Annotated in this window: 17 protein-coding genes and 1 pseudogene; 4 read left to right on the forward strand and 14 right to left on the reverse strand. The window is 71.3% G+C overall.

Annotation, left to right across the window (positions count from 1 at the left end; translation table 11 throughout):
* Positions 1-6: 6 nt before the first annotated feature.
* Together AB0M46_RS19115 and AB0M46_RS19120 are read right to left on the reverse strand one after the other, a co-directional pair.
* Positions 7-768, reverse strand: a complete 762-nt coding sequence (locus AB0M46_RS19115) for a metalloregulator ArsR/SmtB family transcription factor (protein ID WP_363337644.1) — start codon at positions 766-768, stop codon at positions 7-9.
* A 37-nt stretch (positions 769-805) separates the two neighbouring features.
* A pseudogene (locus AB0M46_RS19120) lies at positions 806-910 on the reverse strand (DUF6223 family protein); the annotation flags it as partial.
* A gap of 74 nt (positions 911-984) precedes the next feature.
* On the opposite strand from AB0M46_RS19120, the gene AB0M46_RS19125 reads away from it, so the two are divergent.
* On the forward strand, positions 985-1,890 hold the full coding sequence (locus AB0M46_RS19125; RefSeq protein WP_363337646.1) for an NAD-dependent epimerase/dehydratase family protein: 906 nt from the start codon (positions 985-987) through the stop codon (positions 1,888-1,890).
* 89 nt (positions 1,891-1,979) lie between these two features.
* On the opposite strand, the gene AB0M46_RS19130 is transcribed toward AB0M46_RS19125, so the two are convergent.
* From AB0M46_RS19130 to AB0M46_RS19155, 6 genes are all read right to left on the reverse strand, one after another.
* On the reverse strand, positions 1,980-3,731 hold the full coding sequence (locus AB0M46_RS19130; RefSeq protein WP_363337648.1) for a biotin carboxylase N-terminal domain-containing protein: 1,752 nt from the start codon (positions 3,729-3,731) through the stop codon (positions 1,980-1,982).
* A gap of 25 nt (positions 3,732-3,756) precedes the next feature.
* On the reverse strand, positions 3,757-3,957 hold the full coding sequence (locus AB0M46_RS19135) for a hypothetical protein (RefSeq protein WP_363337650.1): 201 nt from the start codon (positions 3,955-3,957) through the stop codon (positions 3,757-3,759).
* The gene (locus AB0M46_RS19140; RefSeq protein WP_363337652.1) at positions 3,954-5,510 is read right to left on the reverse strand and encodes an acyl-CoA carboxylase subunit beta; all 1,557 of its coding nucleotides are present in this window, start codon (positions 5,508-5,510) and stop codon (positions 3,954-3,956) included. The genes AB0M46_RS19135 and AB0M46_RS19140 overlap by 4 nt, the downstream gene beginning before the upstream one ends.
* Entirely contained in the window at positions 5,507-6,463 is a 957-nt protein-coding gene (locus AB0M46_RS19145; RefSeq protein ID WP_363337654.1) for a beta-ketoacyl-ACP synthase III, read from the reverse strand. Before AB0M46_RS19145 ends, AB0M46_RS19140 begins: the two co-directional genes overlap by 4 nt.
* Complete coding sequence (locus tag AB0M46_RS19150; protein WP_363337656.1) at positions 6,460-8,196, reverse strand: fatty acyl-AMP ligase; 1,737 nt, start codon at positions 8,194-8,196, stop codon at positions 6,460-6,462. Before AB0M46_RS19150 ends, AB0M46_RS19145 begins: the two co-directional genes overlap by 4 nt.
* 91 nt (positions 8,197-8,287) lie before the next feature.
* Complete coding sequence (locus tag AB0M46_RS19155; RefSeq protein WP_363337658.1) at positions 8,288-8,752, reverse strand: nuclear transport factor 2 family protein; 465 nt, start codon at positions 8,750-8,752, stop codon at positions 8,288-8,290.
* A gap of 354 nt (positions 8,753-9,106) precedes the next feature.
* Between AB0M46_RS19155 and AB0M46_RS19160 the strand changes: the two genes are divergently transcribed.
* Positions 9,107-11,413, forward strand: a complete 2,307-nt coding sequence (locus AB0M46_RS19160; protein ID WP_363337660.1) for a BTAD domain-containing putative transcriptional regulator — start codon at positions 9,107-9,109, stop codon at positions 11,411-11,413.
* Position 11,414: 1 nt separating this feature from the next.
* Here AB0M46_RS19160 and AB0M46_RS19165 read toward each other — a convergent pair whose 3' ends face one another.
* Positions 11,415-11,747, reverse strand: a complete 333-nt coding sequence (locus tag AB0M46_RS19165) for a helix-turn-helix domain-containing protein (protein WP_363337662.1) — start codon at positions 11,745-11,747, stop codon at positions 11,415-11,417.
* Positions 11,748-11,912: 165 nt separating this feature from the next.
* On the reverse strand, positions 11,913-13,421 hold the full coding sequence (locus tag AB0M46_RS19170) for an aminotransferase class III-fold pyridoxal phosphate-dependent enzyme (RefSeq protein ID WP_363337664.1): 1,509 nt from the start codon (positions 13,419-13,421) through the stop codon (positions 11,913-11,915).
* A 188-nt stretch (positions 13,422-13,609) separates the two neighbouring features.
* On the opposite strand from AB0M46_RS19170, the gene AB0M46_RS19175 reads away from it, so the two are divergent.
* On the forward strand, positions 13,610-14,143 hold the full coding sequence (locus AB0M46_RS19175) for a flavin reductase family protein (RefSeq protein WP_363337666.1): 534 nt from the start codon (positions 13,610-13,612) through the stop codon (positions 14,141-14,143).
* Between the two features lie 75 nt (positions 14,144-14,218).
* On the opposite strand, the gene AB0M46_RS19180 is transcribed toward AB0M46_RS19175, so the two are convergent.
* The 3 genes from AB0M46_RS19180 to AB0M46_RS19190 form a co-directional block, all read right to left on the reverse strand.
* A complete protein-coding gene (locus AB0M46_RS19180; RefSeq protein ID WP_363337668.1) occupies positions 14,219-15,709 on the reverse strand; it encodes an NAD(P)/FAD-dependent oxidoreductase in 1,491 nt (496 codons plus the stop codon).
* A 50-nt stretch (positions 15,710-15,759) separates the two neighbouring features.
* Positions 15,760-16,965, reverse strand: coding sequence for an acyl-CoA dehydrogenase family protein (locus tag AB0M46_RS19185; RefSeq protein ID WP_363337670.1), 1,206 nt, complete (start codon positions 16,963-16,965; stop codon positions 15,760-15,762).
* 243 nt (positions 16,966-17,208) lie between these two features.
* Positions 17,209-17,973, reverse strand: a complete 765-nt coding sequence (locus tag AB0M46_RS19190; protein WP_363337671.1) for an SDR family oxidoreductase — start codon at positions 17,971-17,973, stop codon at positions 17,209-17,211.
* 223 nt (positions 17,974-18,196) lie between these two features.
* Between AB0M46_RS19190 and AB0M46_RS19195 the strand changes: the two genes are divergently transcribed.
* Positions 18,197-19,456, forward strand: coding sequence for a cytochrome P450 (locus tag AB0M46_RS19195; RefSeq protein WP_363337673.1), 1,260 nt, complete (start codon positions 18,197-18,199; stop codon positions 19,454-19,456).
* Between the two features lie 98 nt (positions 19,457-19,554).
* Here the strand turns inward: AB0M46_RS19195 and AB0M46_RS19200 are convergent, their stop codons facing one another.
* Positions 19,555-19,956: a nuclear transport factor 2 family protein gene (locus tag AB0M46_RS19200; RefSeq protein WP_363337675.1), complete on the reverse strand. Its 402-nt coding sequence runs from the start codon at positions 19,954-19,956 to the stop codon at positions 19,555-19,557.
* Positions 19,957-20,062: the final 106 nt, after the last annotated feature.

A 20,062-nucleotide genomic window follows, 5' to 3' on the forward strand; every position in this document is an offset into this window, starting at 1 on the left:
GGCCGGTCATGACGCCTCCAGGACGGCTTCGGCGGCGAGGGTGTGCAGCAGGAACTCGATCCGCTCGGCGAGCTCGTCGGCGGCGCGGTCGAATGCCGGGCGCCCGGCGGGGTCGGCGGCCGGGTCGGGCATGCTCCAGTGCGCGGCGGCCGGGCGGCCGGGGAACTCGGGGCAGACCTCCCGGACCCGGTCGCACAGCGTGATCACCCGGTCGAACCGCTCGCCGGTGAACTCGTCGAGGTGCTTCGGGCGGGCGGCGCTCAGGTCGATGCCGCGCCCGGCCAGGACGGCCACGGCGTCCGGGTGGATCGGTTTGGGCTTGCTGCCGGCGCTGAACGCCTCGACGGTGCCGTGGGAGCGCCGGCGCAGGAGGGCCTCGGCCATCTGCGACCGGGAGCTGTTGCCCGTGCACAGGAACAGCACCCGCGCCGGCGTCGGCGCGGGTGCTGCCGGTGGCGTGTAGCGCAGGGCCGGGTGCAGCGCGGCGCCGGCGGCGGCCAGCAGGTGCCCGCAGCGGGTGAGGTCGAGGCGGTAGTAGATGTCCCGGCCGTCGGCGGCGCTGCGCCGGGTGCGCACGAGGTCGGCCTTGCGCAGCAGACCCAGGTGGTACGACACCAGGCTCTGCTGCTCGCCCAGCAGCGCGGTGAGCTCATGCACCTGCCGGTCGCTGCGCGCGAGCTCGCCGAGCAGCCGCCACCGCACCGGGTGCCCCGCCGCCTGCAGGAACGCCGGCAGGCCTGCACCGTCCGCACGCCGAACCCGACCCATGTCCCGACGATACATCAAGTCGATTTGATGTAAAATCTCAGGCGGTGCGGCGGCCGCGGGCCAGCGCGAGCCAGCCGAGGACGACTGCGGCCAGCCCGAGCACCACCGCCGCGGCGGCGCCGACGACGCCGTTGCCGGTGCCGGGTCCGCCTCGTCGTCATCGCCTACGAATGCGGCCTCGTCACCCCACAGAACCAAGCCGGTTAATATCTACCGGTGAGAATTCTTGTCGTGGGCGGTACCGGTCTCATCGGCGCGCACGTCGCGGCCGTGCTCCGCGAGCGCGGCCACGAGGTGACCACCACCGCCCGGGCGAAGGGGCCGGGCGCCGACCACGCCCTGGACCTCGGGCCCGCCCCCGTGGACGAGCTGCGCCCGCTGCTGGCCGGCCACGACGGCGTCGTCTACGCCGCCCGCACCGACGAGCAGCGCCCGCTACGCAAGCCGATCCACCCGCTGTTGCGCCGGGACATGGTCGAGCCGGTGGTGCGCCTGTTCACCGCCGCCCGCGCCGAGGGTCTCACCCGCGGCGTCGTCACGGGGTCGTACTACACCTACTTCCACCGCAAGCACCCCGAGTGGGACCTCCCGTCCCGCCACACCTACGTGCGCTGCCGCCTGGAGCAGGCCGCCGAGGCGCGGGCGGCGGCCGGCCCGGACCTGCCGGTCGCCGTCCTGGAGCTGCCGTTCGTGTTCGGCCGGGCCGGCGACCGGCTGCCCAACTGGGCCGGCGCGCTGGACCGCTGGGCCCGCTCGCGCTCCCCGCTGCTCGCCCCGCCCGGGGGCACCGCGGCGACGTCGGCCCGCGGCGTGGGCGAGGCCGCCGCCGATGCCCTGGAGCAGGGGAGCGGGGCCGACATCCCGGTCGCCGACGAGAACATCGCCTGGCACGACCTGATGGCCCGCATCGCCGCCGCCACCGGCCGCCCCCGCCGCGCGGGCCGCCTGTCGGCCGGGGCCCTGGGCGCCACGCTGCGCCTGGCCGACGTCTCGCAGTCGCTGGCCCGCAAGGAGTCCGGGCTGAACCTGCGCCACCTGGCCGCGCTGCTGACCGCCGACCTGTACGTCGACCCGCCCACCGGCCGCCCGCTGGACGACGCCATCCGCGAGACCTTCGCCTGAGCGGCGGGCGCTGTCTGTTGTTCGACGCCGGCTTCGCCGTACGGCCACCGTGCCGGGCGGTTGGCCGGTGCGACGCATGACCGCGCGGCTCAGCCGGCGATTTCGCACACCGGGGCGCCCTGGCGGATCGTGGTGCCGGGGGTTACCCGGAGGTCCTTCACCGTTCCCGCGCGGTGTGCGGTCACCGGCTGCTCCATCTTCATGGCCTCCAGCACCGCGATCAGGGAGCCCTCCTCGACCTGGTCGCCCTCGCTGACCTCGACCCGGACCACGGTGGCCTGCATGGGTGCGGTCAGGGTGGTACCCGTGGCAGCCGACGACGCCGCGGTGAACGCGCGTCGCCGGGGGCGGGCCGGTGCCGAGTCGGGGGCGGAGAACAGTTCGGTAGGCAGGGACACGCTCACCCGGCGGCCGTCGACCTCGACCACGACAGTCCGGCGCTCGGCCGTGGGCTCCTGGCCGGCGGGCGCGGCGTCCTCGGGACTGGCATACGGTGCGATGCGGTTGTCGAAGTCCTGCTCGATCCAGCCGGTGTGTACCCGCAGCGGGGCCGCCGTGAAGTCGGGCTCCGTGACGACCGTGCGGTGGAACGGCAGTACCGTCGCGATGCCCTCGACCGTGAACTCCGCCAGTGCGCGGCGGGCACGCTGCAGCGCCTGCTCGCGGGTGGCGCCGGTGACGATGAGCTTGGCCAGCAGCGAGTCCCAGCTGGGGCCGACGATGGTGCCAGCGCGCACCCCGGCGTCGACCCGCACGCCGGGACCGGACGGCAGGTCGAAGCGCACGACGGTACCCGGGGCGGGCAGGAAGCTGCGGCCCGGGTCCTCGCCGTTGACGCGGAACTCGATGGCGTGGCCGCGGACCGGGGGATCTGCGTAGCCGAGCGGCTCGCCGTCGGCGAGGCGGAACATCTCACGGACCAGGTCGATGCCGGTGACCTCCTCGCTGACCGGGTGCTCGACCTGCAGCCGGGTGTTGACCTCCAGGAACGAGATCGTGCCGTCGGCGGCGACCAGGAACTCGCAGGTGCCGGCACCGACATAGCCGGCCTCGGCCAGGATCGCCTTGGAGGCGCGGCGCAGTTCGGCGTCCTGGGTCGCGGTCAGGAACGGGGCCGGGGCCTCCTCGACGAGCTTCTGGTGGCGCCGCTGCAGCGTGCAGTCCCTTGTGGACACCACGACGACGGTGCCGTGCCGGTCGGCCAGGCACTGGGTTTCGACGTGCCTCGGCCGTTCCAGGTACCGCTCCACGAAGCATTCGCCGCGGCCGAACGCGACCGTTGCCTCGCGGACCGCGGACGCGTGCAGCTCCGGGATCTCCTCCAGGGTGCGGGCGACCTTGAGGCCGCGCCCGCCGCCGCCGTGGACCGCCTTGATCGCGATCGGCAGGCCGTACTCGCGGGCGAACGCGACCACCTCATCGGGGCCGGCGACCGGCTCGATGGTGCCGGGCGCGAGGGGCGCGCCGACCCGCCGGGCGATGGCGCGGGCCGAAACCTTGTCGCCTAGCGCCCGGATCGCGGCCGGCGGCGGGCCGATCCAGGTCAGGCCGGCGTCGATGACCGCCTGCGCGAAGGCGGCATTCTCGGAAAGAAACCCGTAGCCGGGGTGCACCGCGTCGGCGCCCGCCGTGGCGGCCACGGCCAGCAGCCGTTCGGCGTCGAGGTAGGTGGCGGCCGGGGTGTCGCCGGGCAGCGCGTACGCCTCGTCGGCCGCGGCGACGTGCGGCCCGTCGCGGTCGGGGTCGGCGTACACGGCCACCGCGGCGAGGCCGGCGTCGTGACAGGCCCGGGCGATCCGGACGGCGATCTCGCCGCGATTGGCGATCAGTACCTTGCGCACAGCCTCTCCTCCGTTGCGTTCACCGTCACCGCCAGCCGCTGTGCCGCCAGGCCCGCGCGTCGCGTACCGCCGGCAGCGGCCCGCGCAGCGCCGGCATCCGCCGCGACGGGGCCGGCGCCGGCCGCTCCTGCGCGGCGGCCACGGCGGCCACGGCCTGCAACACCGCCAGCACGGCGGCCACCTCGTCGTCCCGCGGGGCCGGTGTGCCTGTCGTCGCCGCGCTCACAGCGGGATGTTCCCGTGCTTGCGCGGCAGCCGGCTGACCCGCTTGTCGCGCAGGGCCCGCAGCGCCACGGCGACCTGGGACCGGGTCTCGCTGGGCAGGATGACGGCGTCGACATAGCCGCGCTCCGCGGCCACGTACGGGTTGCACAGGGTGCGGTCGTACTCCTCACGCAGCCGGGCCCGCTCCGCCGCCGGGTCTTCGGCGTCCCGCAGCGCCCGCCGGTACAGCACGCTCACCGCGCCCTCGCCGCCCATCACCGCGATCTCGGCTGTCGGCCAGGCCAGGTTGACGTCGGTGCCGAGGTGCTTGCTGCCCATGACGCCGTACCCGCCGCCGTACGCCTTGCGGGTCACCACGGTCACCATCGGTACCGTCGCCTCGGCGTAGGCGTAGATGAGCTTCGCGCCGCGCCGGATGATGCCGGCCTGCTCCTGCTCGCGGCTGGGCAGGAAGCCCGGCACGTCGACGAACGTGAGCACCGGCACGTGGAAGGCGTCGCAGAGCCGGATGAACCGGGCGGCCTTCTCGCTCGCGTCGATGTCGAGCGCACCGGCCAGGTGCGTCGGCTGGTTGGCCACGACGCCGACGCTGTGCCCGTCGACCCGGCCGAAGCCGCAGATGATGTTGCGGGCGAACAGCGGCTGCACCGGCAGCAGTTCGCCGTCGTCGAGCACCGCCGCGATGACCTGATGCATGTCGTACGGGCGGTTGCGGTCGTCGGGGATGAGCGCGTCGAGCGCGGCGTCGGTCGCTGTCCGGCCGGATTCGGCGGGAGCCGCGAACACCGGCGGGTCGGCCATGTTGTTCGAGGGCAGGTAGCTCAGCAGTTGTCGTACGTACTCGAACGCTTCCTTCTCGTCGGCGGCCAGGTGGTGGGCGTTGCCGGAGACGGTGTTGTGGCTGCGGGCGCCGCCAAGGGTCTCGTGGTCGACCTTCTCGCCGGTGACGGTGCGCAGCACCTCCGGCCCGGTGACGAACATGTGGGACAGGCCGTCCACCATGACCACGGCGTCGGTGATCGCCGGGGCGTAGACCGCGCCGCCGGCGCACGGGCCGGTCATGAGCGAGATCTGCGGGATCACCCCGGACGCCTCGACCTGCCGCTTGATGAGCTCGGCGTAGTAGGCCAGGGAGACCACGCCCTCCTGGATGCGGGCGCCGCCGGAGTCGTTGATGCCGATGACGGGGGTGCCGTTGCGGATGGCGAACTCCAGCACCTTGATGATCTTCTCGCCGTACACCTCGCCGAGGCTGCCGCCGAAGACCGTGAAGTCCTGGGCGAACACGCACACGGGCCGGCCGTCGATCGTGCCATGTCCGGTGATGACGCCGTCGCCGTACGGGCGCTCTTCCTCCATGCCGAAGTTGTGGCAGCGGTGCCGGGCCAGCGCGTCGAGCTCGACGAAGCTGCCCGGGTCCAGCAGTCCCTCGATGCGCTCGCGGGCGGTCATTTTGCCCTTGTCGCGCTGGCGCTGCACAGCCCGCGGGTCGAACGGCCGCTGGGCGGCCTCGCGTCGGCGGACCAGCTCCTGGAGGCGTTCCGCGGTGCTCACGGCAGCGTCACCACCTGCGCGGCGTACGTGAGGCCGGCGCCGAAGCCGACCAGCAGCGCCCGGTCGCCGCTGCCGACCGCGCCGCGGGAGCGCAGCTCGTCCATGGCCATCGGGATCGACGCCGCCGAGGTGTTGCCGGCGTGCACGATGTCACGGGCCACCACGGTGTGCGGGCCCAGGCCGAGCGCCCGGGCGGCGGCGTCAACGATGCGCAGGTTCGCCTGGTGCGGGATGAACGCGGCCAGCTCCTGCACCGTGACCCCGGCGGCCTCGAGCGCGCGACCGGCCAGCTCCGGTACCAGCTGGGTCGCCCAGCGGAACACCTCCGGCCCGGCCATGCGCAGGTAGTGCTGCCCGGGCCAGGGCCCGTCGTGGGCGATGAACTCGTGCCGAGTGCCGTCGGAACCCCAGACGACCGGCCCGATTCCCGGGGTGTCCGCGGCCCCGACGACGACCGCGCCGGCGCCATCACCGAACAGGAACGCGGTACCGCGGTCGGCGGGGTCGACGATGTCGCTCATCCGCTCCGAGCCCACGACCACGACCCGGTCGGCTTGGCCCGCGCGCACCGCCGCGTCGGCGATGGCGAGGGCGTAGGTGAACCCGGCGCAGGCGGCGTGGATGTCCAGCCCGGCCGCATCCCGGGCGCCGATGAGCTCGGCGACGCGCGGTGCCGCGGCCGGCGACTGCTCCAGGAACGACATCGAGGCGAGCAGCACCATGTTCACGGACCGCGGATCGGTGCCGGACTGCGCGATCGCCTTGCGGGCGGCCTCGACGGCCATGGTGATGACCGTCTCGCCGGGCGCGGCGAAGCGCCGCATCACGATTCCGGATCGCTTGCGGATCCACTCGTCGGAGGAGTCGATGTGCTGGCAGATCTCGTCGTTGCCGACCTCCCGGCCCGGGCGGTACGCGCCGACGCCGAGGATCGCCGACCCGGCGGAGTTCATTGAGACTCCTCGATCGGCAGGGAGTCCAGCGTGCCCTCCTCGTACCGCTGCCGGCACGCGCGGCGCTGGACCTTGCCGCTGGAGGTCTTCGACAGCGCCCCGCGGCGCAGCAGCAGGATCTCGTCGACGTACAGCCGGTGCCGCTCCCACACAGCGGCATGGACGAGGTCGCGCGCGGTGGCCGGGCCGATGTTCTTGATGACGCGCCCGTCGACCTCGACGAGGATGATGAGCCGTTCGGAGGTGCCGTCGTCGACCGAGAACGCCGCCGCGCAGTTCGGGTGCAGCCCGGCGACCGCCTGCTCGGTGGACTCCTCGATGTCCTGCGGGTAGTAGTTGCGTCCCTTGCGGATGATGAGGTCCTTGAGGCGCCCGGTGACGTAGAGCTCGTCCTCGTGCAGGAACCCGAGGTCCCCGGTGCGCAGGTGTGGCGTGCCGTCGCCGCCGCGGATCCGGGCGCGGAACACCTCTTCGGACAGCTCCGGCCGGCCCAGATAGCCGCCGGCGACGCAGGGCCCGGCGACCCAGATCTCGCCGACCCGCCCGGGCGGGAGCTCCGTCAGGGTCTCCGGCTGGACGATCCGCACGGTGGTGCCCGGCACGGTGGAGCCGCAGCTGACCGCGGGCACAGACTCCGGGCCGTGCACGGGCTCGACCACGCCGTCGCTGAGCGCGGCCGGGTTGACCCACAGCGCGCCGGGGGAGGTGTGCTGGCTGGTGCCGGTGACCTTGAGGGTGTTCTCGGCCAGGCCGTAGCCGGGGCACATCGCCTTGGGGGAGAAGCCGTTGCGGGCGAAGGCCCGGATGAACGTGGTGACGGTCTGCCAGCGCACCGGCTCGGCGCCGTTGGCCGCGACCCGCCACCGGGACAGGTCGCCGACGTCGTCGGTCTGGCCCTCGGCGGCGGCGCGGACGCACAGCTCGTAGGCGAAGCTCGGCGCTGCGGCGTGGGTGCCGCCGAAGCGGGCGATCGCCTCCAGCCAGCGGGCCGGGCGGCGGATGAACGACTCGGGCGCCATGAGGTACGACGGGATGCCGGCCCACAGCGGCATGACGACGCCGAAGAGCATGCCCATGTCGTGGAACAGCGGCAGCCAGTTGACGATGGTGCCGCCGGGCTGGCAGGGCCACAGCTCGTCGGTCTCGCGGGCGTTGTGCATGAAGTTGCGGTGCGACACCACGACGCCCTTGGGGTCACCGGTGGAGCCGGACGTGTACTGCAGCAGCGCGATCGCGTCCTGGTCCGGTGCGCCTATCCGGCGCGCGCTGTCGCCGTCGGTGGTGAGGCCGTCGGTGGCGAGCAGGGTCAGGCCGGACAGCTCGGGGCTGTCGCCGAAGCTGCGCTCCAGGCCGGCCTTGACGGCGGTGGTGGTGAGCACCGTGGTGGTGCCGGCGTTGTCGGCGATGCGCCGTAGCCGGACCAGCCCGTTGCGGCGGCGGGGCACCTGGACCGGCGCGCCGGCCACGCCGCCGGCCATGCAGCCGAGCAGGGTGCGCACGAACTCCAGGCCGGACGGGTACAGCAGCACCGCGCTGCGCCCGGCGAGCCCGGCTGCGGCCAGCAGCTCGGCCCGCGTGCCGGCCGCGCCGGCGAGTTCCCCGTAGGTCATGGTCTCGTCCGGCACCTCGCCGTCGCGCAGGAAGACGTAGGCGACCTGGTCGGGCTGGTGCTCGCCGCGCAGCCGCAGCGCCTCGGGCAGCGTGCGCGCCGTCTCGGGGCTGGCATTGCTCATGTTTTCGGGTCTCCTTCTTCACACCGGCACGGTGGAACCGGCCGCCCCGGAGCCGGCTCGTGGGCACGGCATCCGGGGCTGGCCCGCTTGCTCAGGCGTGCTCTTCGGGCACCGGGCGGTCGATGGCCAGCCGCCAGTCGCCGTCGGTGTTGCGGATCAGCACGTCGGTGCAGGTGCCGTGCACCGGGGTGACGGTGCCGTCGGGGTTGGGGATCTCGAGGTGGTAGTCGACGATCAAGAGCGACGTGTCGCCCGTGGTGTATGTTTGCGACACCTTCGACTGGATCTTCGGCCCGGTGGACAGGAAGTCGACGAAGAACTTTGTGCGCGCCTCGCCGGACAGCGGGGCACCGGAAATGTTCGAGATTGCGTCGGCCGTGTACATCGAGTCGTACAGCGCGCCGTCGCCTGAATTGAAGATTCGAACGAATAGGTCGTTCTGCAGGTCGGGGTCGTCGGGAATCACGGAGTTCGCGATGCTGTCCATGGCGGGCTGCTCCTGTGGCTCAATGGTCAGATGATGGCGGGCGCTCGCTTTAGAAGCGTTCCACGACACCGACGAAACGCGGTAACGGTGCGGTAACCATCCGCACAGTGGGCCGGTGAACGCGGGATTACCGGCGCCGAGACCTAGTTACCTCAGAGTCCGTACTTACTTCTGGGTACCATGCCGCGGTATGGTCGGCTTCGTGTGCACAAGTGGCGATGTGATCAATTGCCGGGCCGCTGTCCTTTGTTAAGGATTTGTTACGTCCGCATCACGTGCGGTTAATCCCGAGCGGTTGCGCTAGGTGCACGCGAATTCTGTGAGGTGTCTCACTCCAGATTAATCGTTAGGTTGGAACGAAGCTTATATATTGGTGTCTGTAAATATGATCGAGCCTCATTGCGAATAAGCCGCGGGGGAGCTATGCAATTTGGTGTCCTAGGACCGCTGGAGGTCGTGGAGGGCGGCGAATCGTTGGCGCTGGGCGGCACCAAGCAGCGCGCCACGCTCGGCTACCTCCTGCTGCGGGCCAACCGGGTCGCCGCGGCCAGCCAGCTGTTGAACGCCCTGTGGCCCGTCGACGACGCACCACCATCGGCGCGCAAGATCCTCCAGAACGCCGTCTGGGGGCTGCGGCGCGTGCTCACCGCCGCCGATGGCTCGGTCTCGCTGCTCACCCAGCCGCCCGGCTACCGGCTTGTCGTGCCGGTCCACGACGTCGACCTGTTCCGCTTCCAGGGCATGGTCGAGCGGGGCCGCGAACGGCTGGCCGCGGGCGAGCCGGAGGTGGCCGCCGACGTGCTGCGTGACGCCCTGGCACTGTGGCGCGGCCCGATCCTCGCCGATCTCGTCGAGGCCGACATCGTTTGGCCCGAGCTGGCCGCTGCCGAGAACTCACGGCTCGACGCGATGGAGGACTACTTCGACGCGCAACTGGCCTGCGGCCGGCACCAGGCCATGCTCGGCGAGCTGGAGGCGGTCGTGGAACACGCCTCCGCGCTACGGGAGCGCTCGTGCCGGCAGCTGATGCTCGCGCTGTATCGCAGCGGGCGCCAGGTCGACGCGCTCAACGTGTACAGCCGCACCCGCGCCGCGCTGGTCGAGGAGCTGGGCCTGGAGCCCGGCCGCGAGCTGCAGCTGCTACAGCTGCAGATCCTCGCCCAGGACCCGGCGCTCGAACTGGCCGCGCGTTCTACCGCTACAGCCATTCCGGGCGCCCCGGCTGCCCCGGCCGCGGTCCGAGAGCACACCGCGCCGGCCCCGTCGGCCCCGTCTGTGCCGCCCGCGCAATCTGGGCCGTCCGCCCCGCCTGTGCCGTCCTTGCCGCTCGCGCCACTCGCGCCGCCGGAGGGCGGCAGCCGGGAGGACGTCAGCGTGCTGCTCGTGCGCAGCGAGGTCGGCGCCGGCGCGTCTGGAGACGACGTCGATGGCGATCTGGAGCGGCTGGCCCTGTGGACGCGCGACAGCATCGAGCAGTTCGGCGGAAAGGTCGCCGCGACCATCGGCCTGGTGTCGATGGCCACGTTCCCCGTGCCCGAGGGCGACTGCGCCGAGCGGCGCGCGGTCCTCTCCGCCCTCGCCGTGCGTGATGGGTTGCGTGTGTTCCCGGCGCCGGCCGGCGCCGACATCGCCTTCCGGGCCGCCGTCGTCACCGGGGCCGCGCTGATGCGGTACAGCCCGGGCGAACGAAGCGCGCCGGTGGCCGTCACGGGGCAGGTGGTAGACCGCTGCCACGCGCTGCTCGCGCACGCCGCCGCCGGCGAGATCCGCCTCTGCGACCGCACCCGCCAGGCGACCGAGGCTGTCTTCGTCTGCGACCAAGCCGTCGAGCCTGGCGAGTGGGTCGCCCGTGGGGTACGCCGCGACGCCGAGGCCGACGCCATGCCCATGGTCGAGCGGGAGTTCGAGCTGTCGCTGCTGTCCGACCTGATGGAGCGGGCCCGGCACCAGGTCACCTCGCACCTGGTGACCATCGTCGGCGACGCCGGCATCGGCAAGACGCGGCTCCTCACCGAGTTCGGCCAGTCGATCGGCGCGCGGGCCTACACCGCACGGTTCAACGTGGGGGCCGGGCGCTCGGCGTCCGGTGACGTGTTCGACATGTGCCGCGAGCTGGTGCTCGCGCTGTGCCAGGTGCAGCCGTCGGACACCGTGGCCGTGCGGCTGGAGAAGCTGGAGCGCACGATACGCGACCTGGTCACCGACGAGGCGCGGGTGGAGTGGCTGCTGGCCTGCCTGACCGCGTACATCGACCCGGACGCCGACCGGGCTCACCTGACCGACGACGCCGTCGAGCTCGAGGCCTGGTGGAGGTTGCTCGGACCCGTGACCCTGCAGCGGACGCTCGTGCTGCTCGTCGACGACCTGCACCGCGCGAGCGAGCCGGTGCTCAACCTCATCAGCCGGCTGGCGGACTTCGCGGACGCGCCGCTGCTGGTCGTGGCGACCGCGCACCCGAGTCTGTTCGAGCTGCGCCCGGACTGGGGCGGCGGCAAGCGGCACATCACCACGCTGACCTTGGAGCCGCTGTCCGACGCCGCCGTCGACCGGCTGCTGGAGACCGCTGGCGGGACCGCCGAGCCGCGCACGGCGCTGGGCTGGCTGCGCCAGCTGCTGCACGTCAACCTGGACTCGCGTCCCGACGACCGGCGGCAGTACCTGCGTTCGCTGCTGTCGATGCACCCGCCCCGAATGCTCACCCACGGGGCGCCGTCGAGCGCGGCGGGCTGAGTTAGCGGCGGGTGGGCGCCAGATACTTGCGGCCCCACGCGCCGAGCGATTCGAGAGCCTCGTTGAGGGCGACGCCACGATCGGTCAGCGAGTATTCGACCCGGAGGCTGGCGTCGTCGTTGCGGACCTCCCGCAGCACGATGCCATCGGCCTCCAACTCGCGCAGCTGCCGGGTCAGCACCTTCTCGCTGACCCCCGGCACTTGCCGCTTCAGCGCCCCGAAGCGCTGCGTCTCGTTGCGCAGCGCCCAGAGGATCAGAACCTTCCACTTGCCGCTGATGATCTCCATCGCCGCGTCGAGGCCGCAGAACGCCGGCCTGGCTCGCACACTCATGCACCCACCCTTGCTGTCCCCGTCCTGACCTCCGCCGCGCGGCGCGCGGCGGAACTCCGGTCATCGGTCCGGCCGCCGGGTCGGGCGGCCGGTCGCCAGATGTCCGGAATGGAGCCAGTTCATACGGTGCCATGTGGCGCATGCGAGTGCAACGTGCCGAATCGGTCACATTGTAACGAGACGGGCGATGTCCTGATCGCGCAGAATCTGGCAAACGCCGCGTAGTGCCTGAGCAAGGTGGTCGACCTCGGCATCCGAGAGATATACGGAAGGCTCGAACCGAAGCGTATTCACCGCGCTCGCTGTCGGGAACGTGCGGATGCGGTGCGCCCGGAAGAGATGCCCGGCGATCACGTAGCCGAGCATGCCGCTCGTGGCCAGATCGCGCAGCCCGTCCACGGCCGAGCCGGACTGGTCGGCGAACTCCAGCCCGAGCATCAGCCCGCGGCCCCGCACATCAACGACCACGTCCGGAAACTCCGTGCGCAGCTCCTCGAACAGCGCGGTGAGCCGCTCACCCCAGTGCCGCGCCAGGCGGTACACCTCGCCCTCGTCGCGCTCCAGCACCGACAGCGTCCGCAGCGCGATCGCCGTGGACAGCCCGTCGCGGGCGAACGTCGAACTGTGCACAAGCTCGAAGTCCGGCCGGTAGAAGCCCTGCCGGATCAGCGTGACCGCCGTTTTGGCCAGCCCGCCGCCGAGGCCCTTGGCCAGCACGACGTAGTCCGGCCGCAGCCCGACGTGCGAGGCGGCGAAGAACGCACCGGTGCGGCCCATGCCGGACTGGATCTCGTCGATCACGATCGGGCAGTCCGCGGCGTCGCACGCCCGGCGCAACTCCGCCGCGATCTCGGCGGGCACCTCGTGGATGCCACCCTCGCCCTGGATCACCTCCAGCACGAACGCGGTGACCGCCGGGAACGGGCGGCGAATCACCCGCAGCTCGTCTCCCTCCACGACCACATCGGACACGCTCGCCGCGACCTCCGCGAGCGCGTCGGTCACCGCCCCGGCAACGCCCAGGTCGACGAACCGGGCCTGCGCCGCCATGCCCGAGAAGGGCAACCGGAACGACGGGTTGTGCGACAGCTGTACCGATCCGGCGAGCTTGCCGTGGAACGAACCCCGCAACGCCAGGAACACCGGCGGCCGGCTCGCCTGCTCGGCCAGCTCCGCCAGGACCTTGTCGCGCAGCGCCTGGTCGACGAGCTCGCCCGCCGCGTCCAGGTGCGCCGAGATCTCCCCCGACAGCGCCTGCACCCGCAGCACCCGGTCGAACTCGGCGTGCTTCATCGCCACCTCGATGCCCTCGGCACCGCTGTTGGCGAAGATCGCGAAGTACGGTTCGCCGGTACCGAACTCGCGGTTGAGGATGCGGTTCAGCGCGCTCGCGACGGCCGAGGTGTCGGACTGCCGCGACGCCTGGGCGAGCACCGGACGGCCCGCGTCGAGGAACTCGCGGGCTGCGCCGACGATCTCCGGATGGTTGTGGCCCAGGACCAGCGCGCCGTAGCCGCCGGCGTAGTCCAGCACCGGCGTCGTCACCCCGGCCGCGTCGGTGAAATACAGTGTGTTGCGCTCGGCCCGGACGAATTCGACGTCGATTCCCAGAAACGCCAGCAGGCCGGCCATCTGCGGCTCGGCGAGCTCGGTTTCGTGCGTTGTCGCAGGCATGTGACCCTCCAGTCCGCATGTTTTGTCAGGGACGGTACCGCCGGTGCGTCGGCCGGCCGGCAGTGCGCGGTATCGCACCGGTAAGCGCAGGTGGGGCGCCCCGCGATTGCCGCCCGATGACCGGCCGATGCCCATTTGTCGAATAGGCTTCCAGCAAGTTCGTGCATTGATCAGACGGGGGTTTGTCCGTGTCCGATCAGCAGCAGGCAACCCCTGCCAGCTTGCGCGACGTGATGTCGAGGTTCGCCACCGGTGTCATGTTGCTCACGGTTGGCGGGGAGCACATTCACGGTATGACCGCCAACGCTTTCAGCTCGGTGTCGCTGGAGCCGTCGCTCGTGCTGTGCTGCGTCGCCCACAGTGCCGTCATGCATCGCTCCATCAGCGCCGAGCGGCGCTTCGCGATGTCCATCATGGCCGCCGATCAGGAGGCCCTTGCACGTTACTTCGCCGACAAGTCCCGCCCGCTCGGCCCGTCCCAATTCGCCGCCGTCGACTGGTATCCGGGCCCGCTCTCCGGCGCGCCCCTGCTGGCCGGCGCCCTGGCCTGGCTGGAATGCGAGATCATCGAAGCCCATGACTCCGGCGACCATTCGATCTTCATCGGCTCGGTGCTCAGCAGCCTCACCGGTCCGGCCGGCGAGGGTCTGATCTTCTACGGCGGCAAGTTCCGCCCCGGTGCCGCGAAGCCCGCGGCACCGGGGGTACGTATCACTCGCTGAGGTCCGGCCGCCCGGGTGAAGGGCAGCCGGACAGGACATCAGAACAGAACAGAACAGCTGGAGGATGCCGAGGTGTCAGGCGACGGCGTAGGGGCTGCCGGCCATCGCGGCCACCTGTCCGGCGGCACGCAAGCCGGACTCGATCGCGCCCTCGACGAACCCGACCCAACCGGATGCGATGTCGCCCGTCGCGAACGCCAGCCGCCCCTGGGGGGCCTGGATCGCCGGCAGCTGCGTGGACAGCTGGCCCGGACGCCGCAGGGCCCAGCTGCCGAGGGAGTATGGGTCACGGCCCCAGTCCTGGGCCAGCACCGCGGTTACCGACGCCTCCGGCAGGAAGTGCCGCAGCGCGGCCTGGACGGCCGGGATGCTGTCGCCGTCGACCCGGGGCAGGCTGTTGAAGCCGACCATGATCTGCCCGCCGGAGACGTCCCCCTGCGACAGCAGCGTCGTGAACGGGTCGCCCTCCGTGCCGCGCGCGACCACCCGGTCCGGCAAGCCGGTCACCTTCATCCAGATCTTGCTGCTGTTGGGCACGCCGACGCCCTGGGTGGTGGCCTGGGCGCGCACCGCCGACAGGCCCGGGTAGAAGCGGATCGTCTTCCAAACGTTCACCGGCACGGCGATGACCGCCGCGACCGCGTAGTAGGTGAAGCCCGTCGTGGTGGTGACGAACACCCCGGCCGGGGTGTCAGTGATCTCGGCGACCGGCGAGTTGAGGTGCAGCTCGGCATTCGCGTCGGTGAGGATGCGCTGCAGCAGGCCGGTCATGCCGGGGGCGATCCGCTTGGACATCGCCGCGTCGTAGCCGGCCAGGTTGTAGCCGGCGAGGGCCCACCACTGCGCGAGTGCCGTGTACGCGCCGATGTTGCTGTCACCGCCCGAGTAGCCCGCGGTGGTACCGCTGAGCCACAGCCGGTCTTCGGGGGACAGGCCGAGCTGGTCCAGCCGGGCCCGCAGCGACACGGAATCCATGGCGCTGACGAGGTCGCTGCGCAACAGCGGGTTCGTCGGCTGCGGGAAGAGATCCCTCGATCCCTCGAACAGCCTCTCCATCAGGGCGCCGTAGCGGGTGTCGGCCGCCTCGAAGCCGACCTGCTGCGGCCCGTTCAGGCCGGGCATGAGCAGCCGCGTCGGCGGGGTGCCGGTGAGCGTGCCGACGCCGTAGCGCTGCAGTTCGGCGTTGACGAGCGGCTGGGCCGGCCCGATCCACTGCGCGCCGAGCTCGACTTGCTGGCCCTGGAATGTGCTGGTCCAGGTGCGACCGCCGATGCGGTTGCGCGCCTCCAGAATCACCGGACGGAAGCCGCGTGCCCGCAGTTCGCGGGCGGCCACGACGCCGGCGTAGCCTGCGCCCACCACGATGACGTCGCGGCCCGGAAGCACCGCGTTGGTGTCGCCGCTGCCCGGGTCGGCCGGTAACGGCGCCGCCGCGGCCGGCGAGGTGAGGATGCCTAACCCACCGGCGGACAGCGCGAGGGCGGACAGCCCTGCCGTCCGAACGAGGGAGCGGCGTGTGAGGTGCCCGGCGCTGCTGGCGCCGGGCACGACACGGTCGTTGGTCAAAGGGGTCCCCGATCGGTCAGGTCCCGTGCCTGTTGCACGGGACTGATGCGTTACAAGAGAGGGGTCTGTGGGTCCAGCCCGAGCAGGACGCGGCCCTGCACCTCGAGGCTGGAGGAGAGCAGGATCATGCCGTGCAGGGCGAGACCCTGCAGGTCGCGGTGGAAGCGCTGGATGTGCACGTTGCGCTGGATCGCGGTGGCGCCGCTGGCGTTGAAGAGGATGTCGACGGCCTCCTTGACCAGCTGTACCGCATAGGCCGAGTGACTGCGGGTTGCCGCCTTCTCCTGCAGCGTCGGCAGCTCGCCCGCGTCCGCGCGGCGCTGGAGCGTGTCGTAGACACGACCCATGAGCGCCTCGGCCGCGCTGATCTTGGCCTCGGCGGTCGCGACCTGGATGTGGGTGAGCGGGTGCTGCGACTGGTCGGTCCACGGCGTGTACGTGATGCCGCGGCCAGGCAGGCGCTGCAGGAACACGTCGAGAGCGCCGCGGCCGGCGCCGATGAGGGTCGCGGTGCCCTGCGCGATGATGTAGCTGTACAGGCCGTACTCGCGGCCGCTCGGCTGCCAGTCCGGGGGCAGCTCGGCGAACGCGGCCTCGAACGCCTCCGCGTCGCCGGGCACGACCCGGTGCTCAGGCACGAACACGTTCTCCGCCTTGGAGGTGCAGCTGCCGGTGCCCGCGACCGCGGAGACGTTCCAGTCGTCGGCGATGCTGAACTGCGACATCGGCACGATCGCGATGGCCTCTTCGTAGGAACCGTCGGGACGCTCGATGACCGAGGTCGCGACGTTCCAGTGGGCGCCGCGGCAGCCGGAGTTGAACTTCCAGGCGCCGTTGAGCACGTAGCCGCCGTCGGTCGGGGTGAGCACGCCGGACGGCGTGAAGCCGCCGGAGATGCGGACCGAGTGGTTGGTGAAGACCTCCTTCTGGATCTCCTCCGGGAAGAGCGTGACCATCCAGGCGGTGGAGGTCCAGACGCTCGCGATCCAGCTGGTGGACACGCAACCCCGGGCGATCTCGGCGAGCACGGCGGCCTGGTCGGCAACGGAGAAGCCCAGGCCGCCCAGGTATGCCGGGGTGGCCATCCGCAGGACTCCGGCGTCCTCGAGCAGGCTCAGGTTCTCGTCGGGCAGCCAGCGGCGGTCCTCCGCCTCCAGGGCGTTGTCGCGAAGCCGCGGGACGATCTGCCGGACGGCCTCGATCACGGCCGTGACGTCAGGCTGCGTGGGCGTGACGTCGTTCTGGGTGGTGGTCATCAGTGTTCTCCCTTGTCCATCGACGCGCGGTGACGCGTCCGGAGCGACCGCTGGGAATACTGGCAGAGCTGCCCGCGAAGACGGTCATGAACGGGTAATCGGGCGGCCGCTGGAGCGCATTCGCGGCGCGATTACCGGGCGATGATCGACGGCCGGAATAATGGCGCGAAAACGACGACGCGAAAAGCGACGGCGTCGCGAACAACACTGTTGTTCGCGGCGCCGTCGCAATGCGGCAGTGGACTACCCCTGGGGACGGGTGATGCGCTGGCCGAGACCGCCGTCGACGTTGAGCTCCTCACCCGTGGTGAACGTGGCGTCGAACGCGAGGAACAGCACCGCCCGGGCGACCTCCTCCGACGAGCCGTGCCGGCGCATCGGGGTGAGCTGGTCGCCAAGCTTCTCGAAGGTCGCCAGCAGCTCCGGCGACGCGCCGGTAATGCCGGCCGTCGGGGTGTGGATGAACCCGGGGCTCACCGCGTTGACCCGGATGTTGCGCGGCAGCAGCTCCGCCGCGATGACCTTGGTGAAGGCGCGGACCGCGGCCTTGGCGGCCGAGTAGGGGCCCATGCCGGGGTTGCCCGAGCCGTTCGCGATCGACGTGGTGAAGATGATCGACCCGCCGTCCTTGACCAGCGGCGCGATGCGCTGCGCGGTGAAGTACGCGCCCTTGACGTTGACGTTGAACGTGGCGTCGAACAGCTCCTCCGTCACGTGCCCGAACGGGCCGGGCTGAGCGAAGCCGGCGTTGACGAACAGCAGGTCGATCTGGCCGAACTCCTTCTCGACGGCCTTGCCGAGCTGCTCGATGTCGGCGAGCACGGCCGTGTCGGAACGCACTACGCGGGCGGCATCGCCAAGCTCGGCCTGCGCCGCAGCGAGGTTCTTCTCGTTACGCCCGGTGACGAGCACCTCGCCGCCGCCGTCGACAACCGCCTTGGCGGTCGCCAGACCCATGCCGATCGTGCCGCCGGTGATCACTACCTTCTTGCCTGCGTAGGTGCTCATGCATCCCTCTCGAACCCAGCGGTGCGTCCAAATCGTTTACTCGGTCGCCAGCGTTGCGCAAGGAATGGCGGCACACAAGTACAGACCTCTAAGTCCCCACTTACCTCAAGGTTAGTGTTCACGGCGATAGATTGCGCCGTGAGCGGTTGATTACAGCATTCTCCGTACGCTTGCGGGTGCCGCATTGTCCAGGTATTCCCGACGGTCATTACAGGAGTCAGCCGTGACCGAAGCAGTGTGCCCCTACGCGATCGACCCGGCCGGACGCGACATCCACGGCGAGGCCGAGGCGTTGCGCGCCCTCGGGCCTGCCGCCCGGATCGAGCTCCCGGGTGGCGTTCCCGCCTGGTCCATCACCGACCACGCCCTCATCAAGCGGCTGCTCACCGACCCCCGGGTGTCCCGCGATGCCTACCAGCACTGGCCGGCGTGGGAGAACGGTGAGGGTGAACTGGCGCGGTCGTGGCCCCTCGCCATCTGGGTGCAGGACCACAACATGATCACCGCGTACGGCGCGGAGCACACCCGGCTGCGCCGGCTGGTGGCCAAGGCGTTCACCGCGCGCCGCTCCACGGCCCTGCGCCCGCGCATCGAGGAGGTCACCGCCGGGCTGCTGGACCGCATGGCCGCCATGCCCGTAGGAGGACAGGTCGACCTGCGCATGGAGTTCGCCTACCCGCTGCCCACGCTGATCATCTCCGAGCTGCTGGGCATCCCCGCCGGCATGCGCGACGACCTGCTGGACAAGATGCAGGCCATCTTCCAGACCTCGGCGACCGAGGAGGAGGCCCGCGCCAACGAGATGGCGCTGTACGGGCTGGCCGCCGAGTTCATCGCGCTCAAGCGCGCCAACCCGGCCGACGACCTGGCCAGCGCGCTCATCGCGGTCCGCGACGACGAGAACAACACGGCCGGGCTGTCCGAGCTCGAGCTCATCGACACGATCTTCCTGATGTACACGGCCGGCCACGAGACGACCGTGAACCTCATCGACCACACGGCGGTGCTGCTGCTCACCCATCCGCAGCAGCGCAAGCTGATCGAGTCGGGCGCGGCGAGCTGGTCCGACGCGGTCGAGGAGGCGCTGCGGGTGCAGTCGCCGCTGGGTAGCCTGCCGCTGCGCTTCGCGGTCGAGGACATCGACCTCGGCGACGTGACGATCGCCAAGGGCGACGCGATCCTGGTGAGCTTCGCCGGCGCCGGCCGCGACCCCAAGGTGTTCGGCACCACCGCCGCCGAGTTCGACATCACCCGTCCCAACCGCGCAGACCACCTGTCCTTCGGCCATGGGGTGCACTTCTGCCTGGGCGCGCCGCTGGCCCGCCTGGAGGCCAACGTCGCCGTGCCGGCACTGTTCGAGCGCTTCCCGGACCTGCGGCTGGCCGACCCCGACGCGGCGCTGGCGCCGGTCGAGTCGTTCGTCTCCAACGGTCACGACTCGGTGCCGGTGTACCTCACCGCGCCCGCCCCGGTCGCGGCCTGAGGCCGCGCACCCGTCAACACAGCGGCAACACGGCAAACGCCGCCCGGCGCGAGGCCCGGGCGGCGTTGCTCTGTCTTCGCTGCTGTGCGCTGTCCGCGTCAGGCGGCGGGGACCGGCGTCTGACCGAACGGGTTGTCGATGGCGAAGCGCCACTGCCCGTCCTCGCCGAGGCGCAGCACGTCCAGGCCCACGCCGTCGAGGTGCTCCGCTCCGTCCTCGGTGACCAGGTCGATCTGCCAGTCCACGACGAGCAGCGCGGTGTTGCCGGTCACATGCGCCTCGCGCAGCGTCGCGGTCATCTTCGGCCTCTGGCTCATGAACTCGGCCAGGTTGTCCTTGCGTGCCTGCCCGGACAGCGGCACTCCGGGCTGCCACACCGAGATGGCGTCCTCGGTGTACATGCCGTTGATCGTTTCGATGTCGCCTGAGTTGAAGGCCTCGACGTAGCGCCGGCCGTGCTCCTCGGCCGCGGTGACGAGCTGTTCGTGGGTGACGGTCATGGCGGTCCACTCCCCGATGCGCTGGTGTACGACGTCGGCCGACCGTAACCGGCGGTACGCAACCGTCTCCCCACCGTGAGGCAACCCTCCGCTCATTCGTGTACCG

The sequence above is a fragment of the Dactylosporangium sp. NPDC051485 genome (assembly GCF_040682015.1).
Taxonomy (GTDB): Bacteria; Actinomycetota; Actinomycetes; order Mycobacteriales; family Micromonosporaceae; genus Dactylosporangium.

Coding starts and splice junctions, on each gene's coding strand:
- AB0M46_RS19170 (WP_363337664.1), bottom strand. CDS start 13,421: ATGCCTGCGACAACGCACGAAACCGAGCTCGCCGAGCCGCAGATGGCC.
- AB0M46_RS19160 (WP_363337660.1), top strand. CDS start 9,107: ATGCAATTTGGTGTCCTAGGACCGCTGGAGGTCGTGGAGGGCGGCGAA.
- AB0M46_RS19165 (WP_363337662.1), bottom strand. CDS start 11,747: ATGAGTGTGCGAGCCAGGCCGGCGTTCTGCGGCCTCGACGCGGCGATG.
- AB0M46_RS19145 (WP_363337654.1), bottom strand. CDS start 6,463: ATGAACTCCGCCGGGTCGGCGATCCTCGGCGTCGGCGCGTACCGCCCG.
- AB0M46_RS19115 (WP_363337644.1), bottom strand. CDS start 768: ATGGGTCGGGTTCGGCGTGCGGACGGTGCAGGCCTGCCGGCGTTCCTG.
- AB0M46_RS19200 (WP_363337675.1), bottom strand. CDS start 19,956: ATGACCGTCACCCACGAACAGCTCGTCACCGCGGCCGAGGAGCACGGC.
- AB0M46_RS19185 (WP_363337670.1), bottom strand. CDS start 16,965: ATGACCACCACCCAGAACGACGTCACGCCCACGCAGCCTGACGTCACG.
- AB0M46_RS19150 (WP_363337656.1), bottom strand. CDS start 8,196: ATGAGCAATGCCAGCCCCGAGACGGCGCGCACGCTGCCCGAGGCGCTG.
- AB0M46_RS19190 (WP_363337671.1), bottom strand. CDS start 17,973: ATGAGCACCTACGCAGGCAAGAAGGTAGTGATCACCGGCGGCACGATC.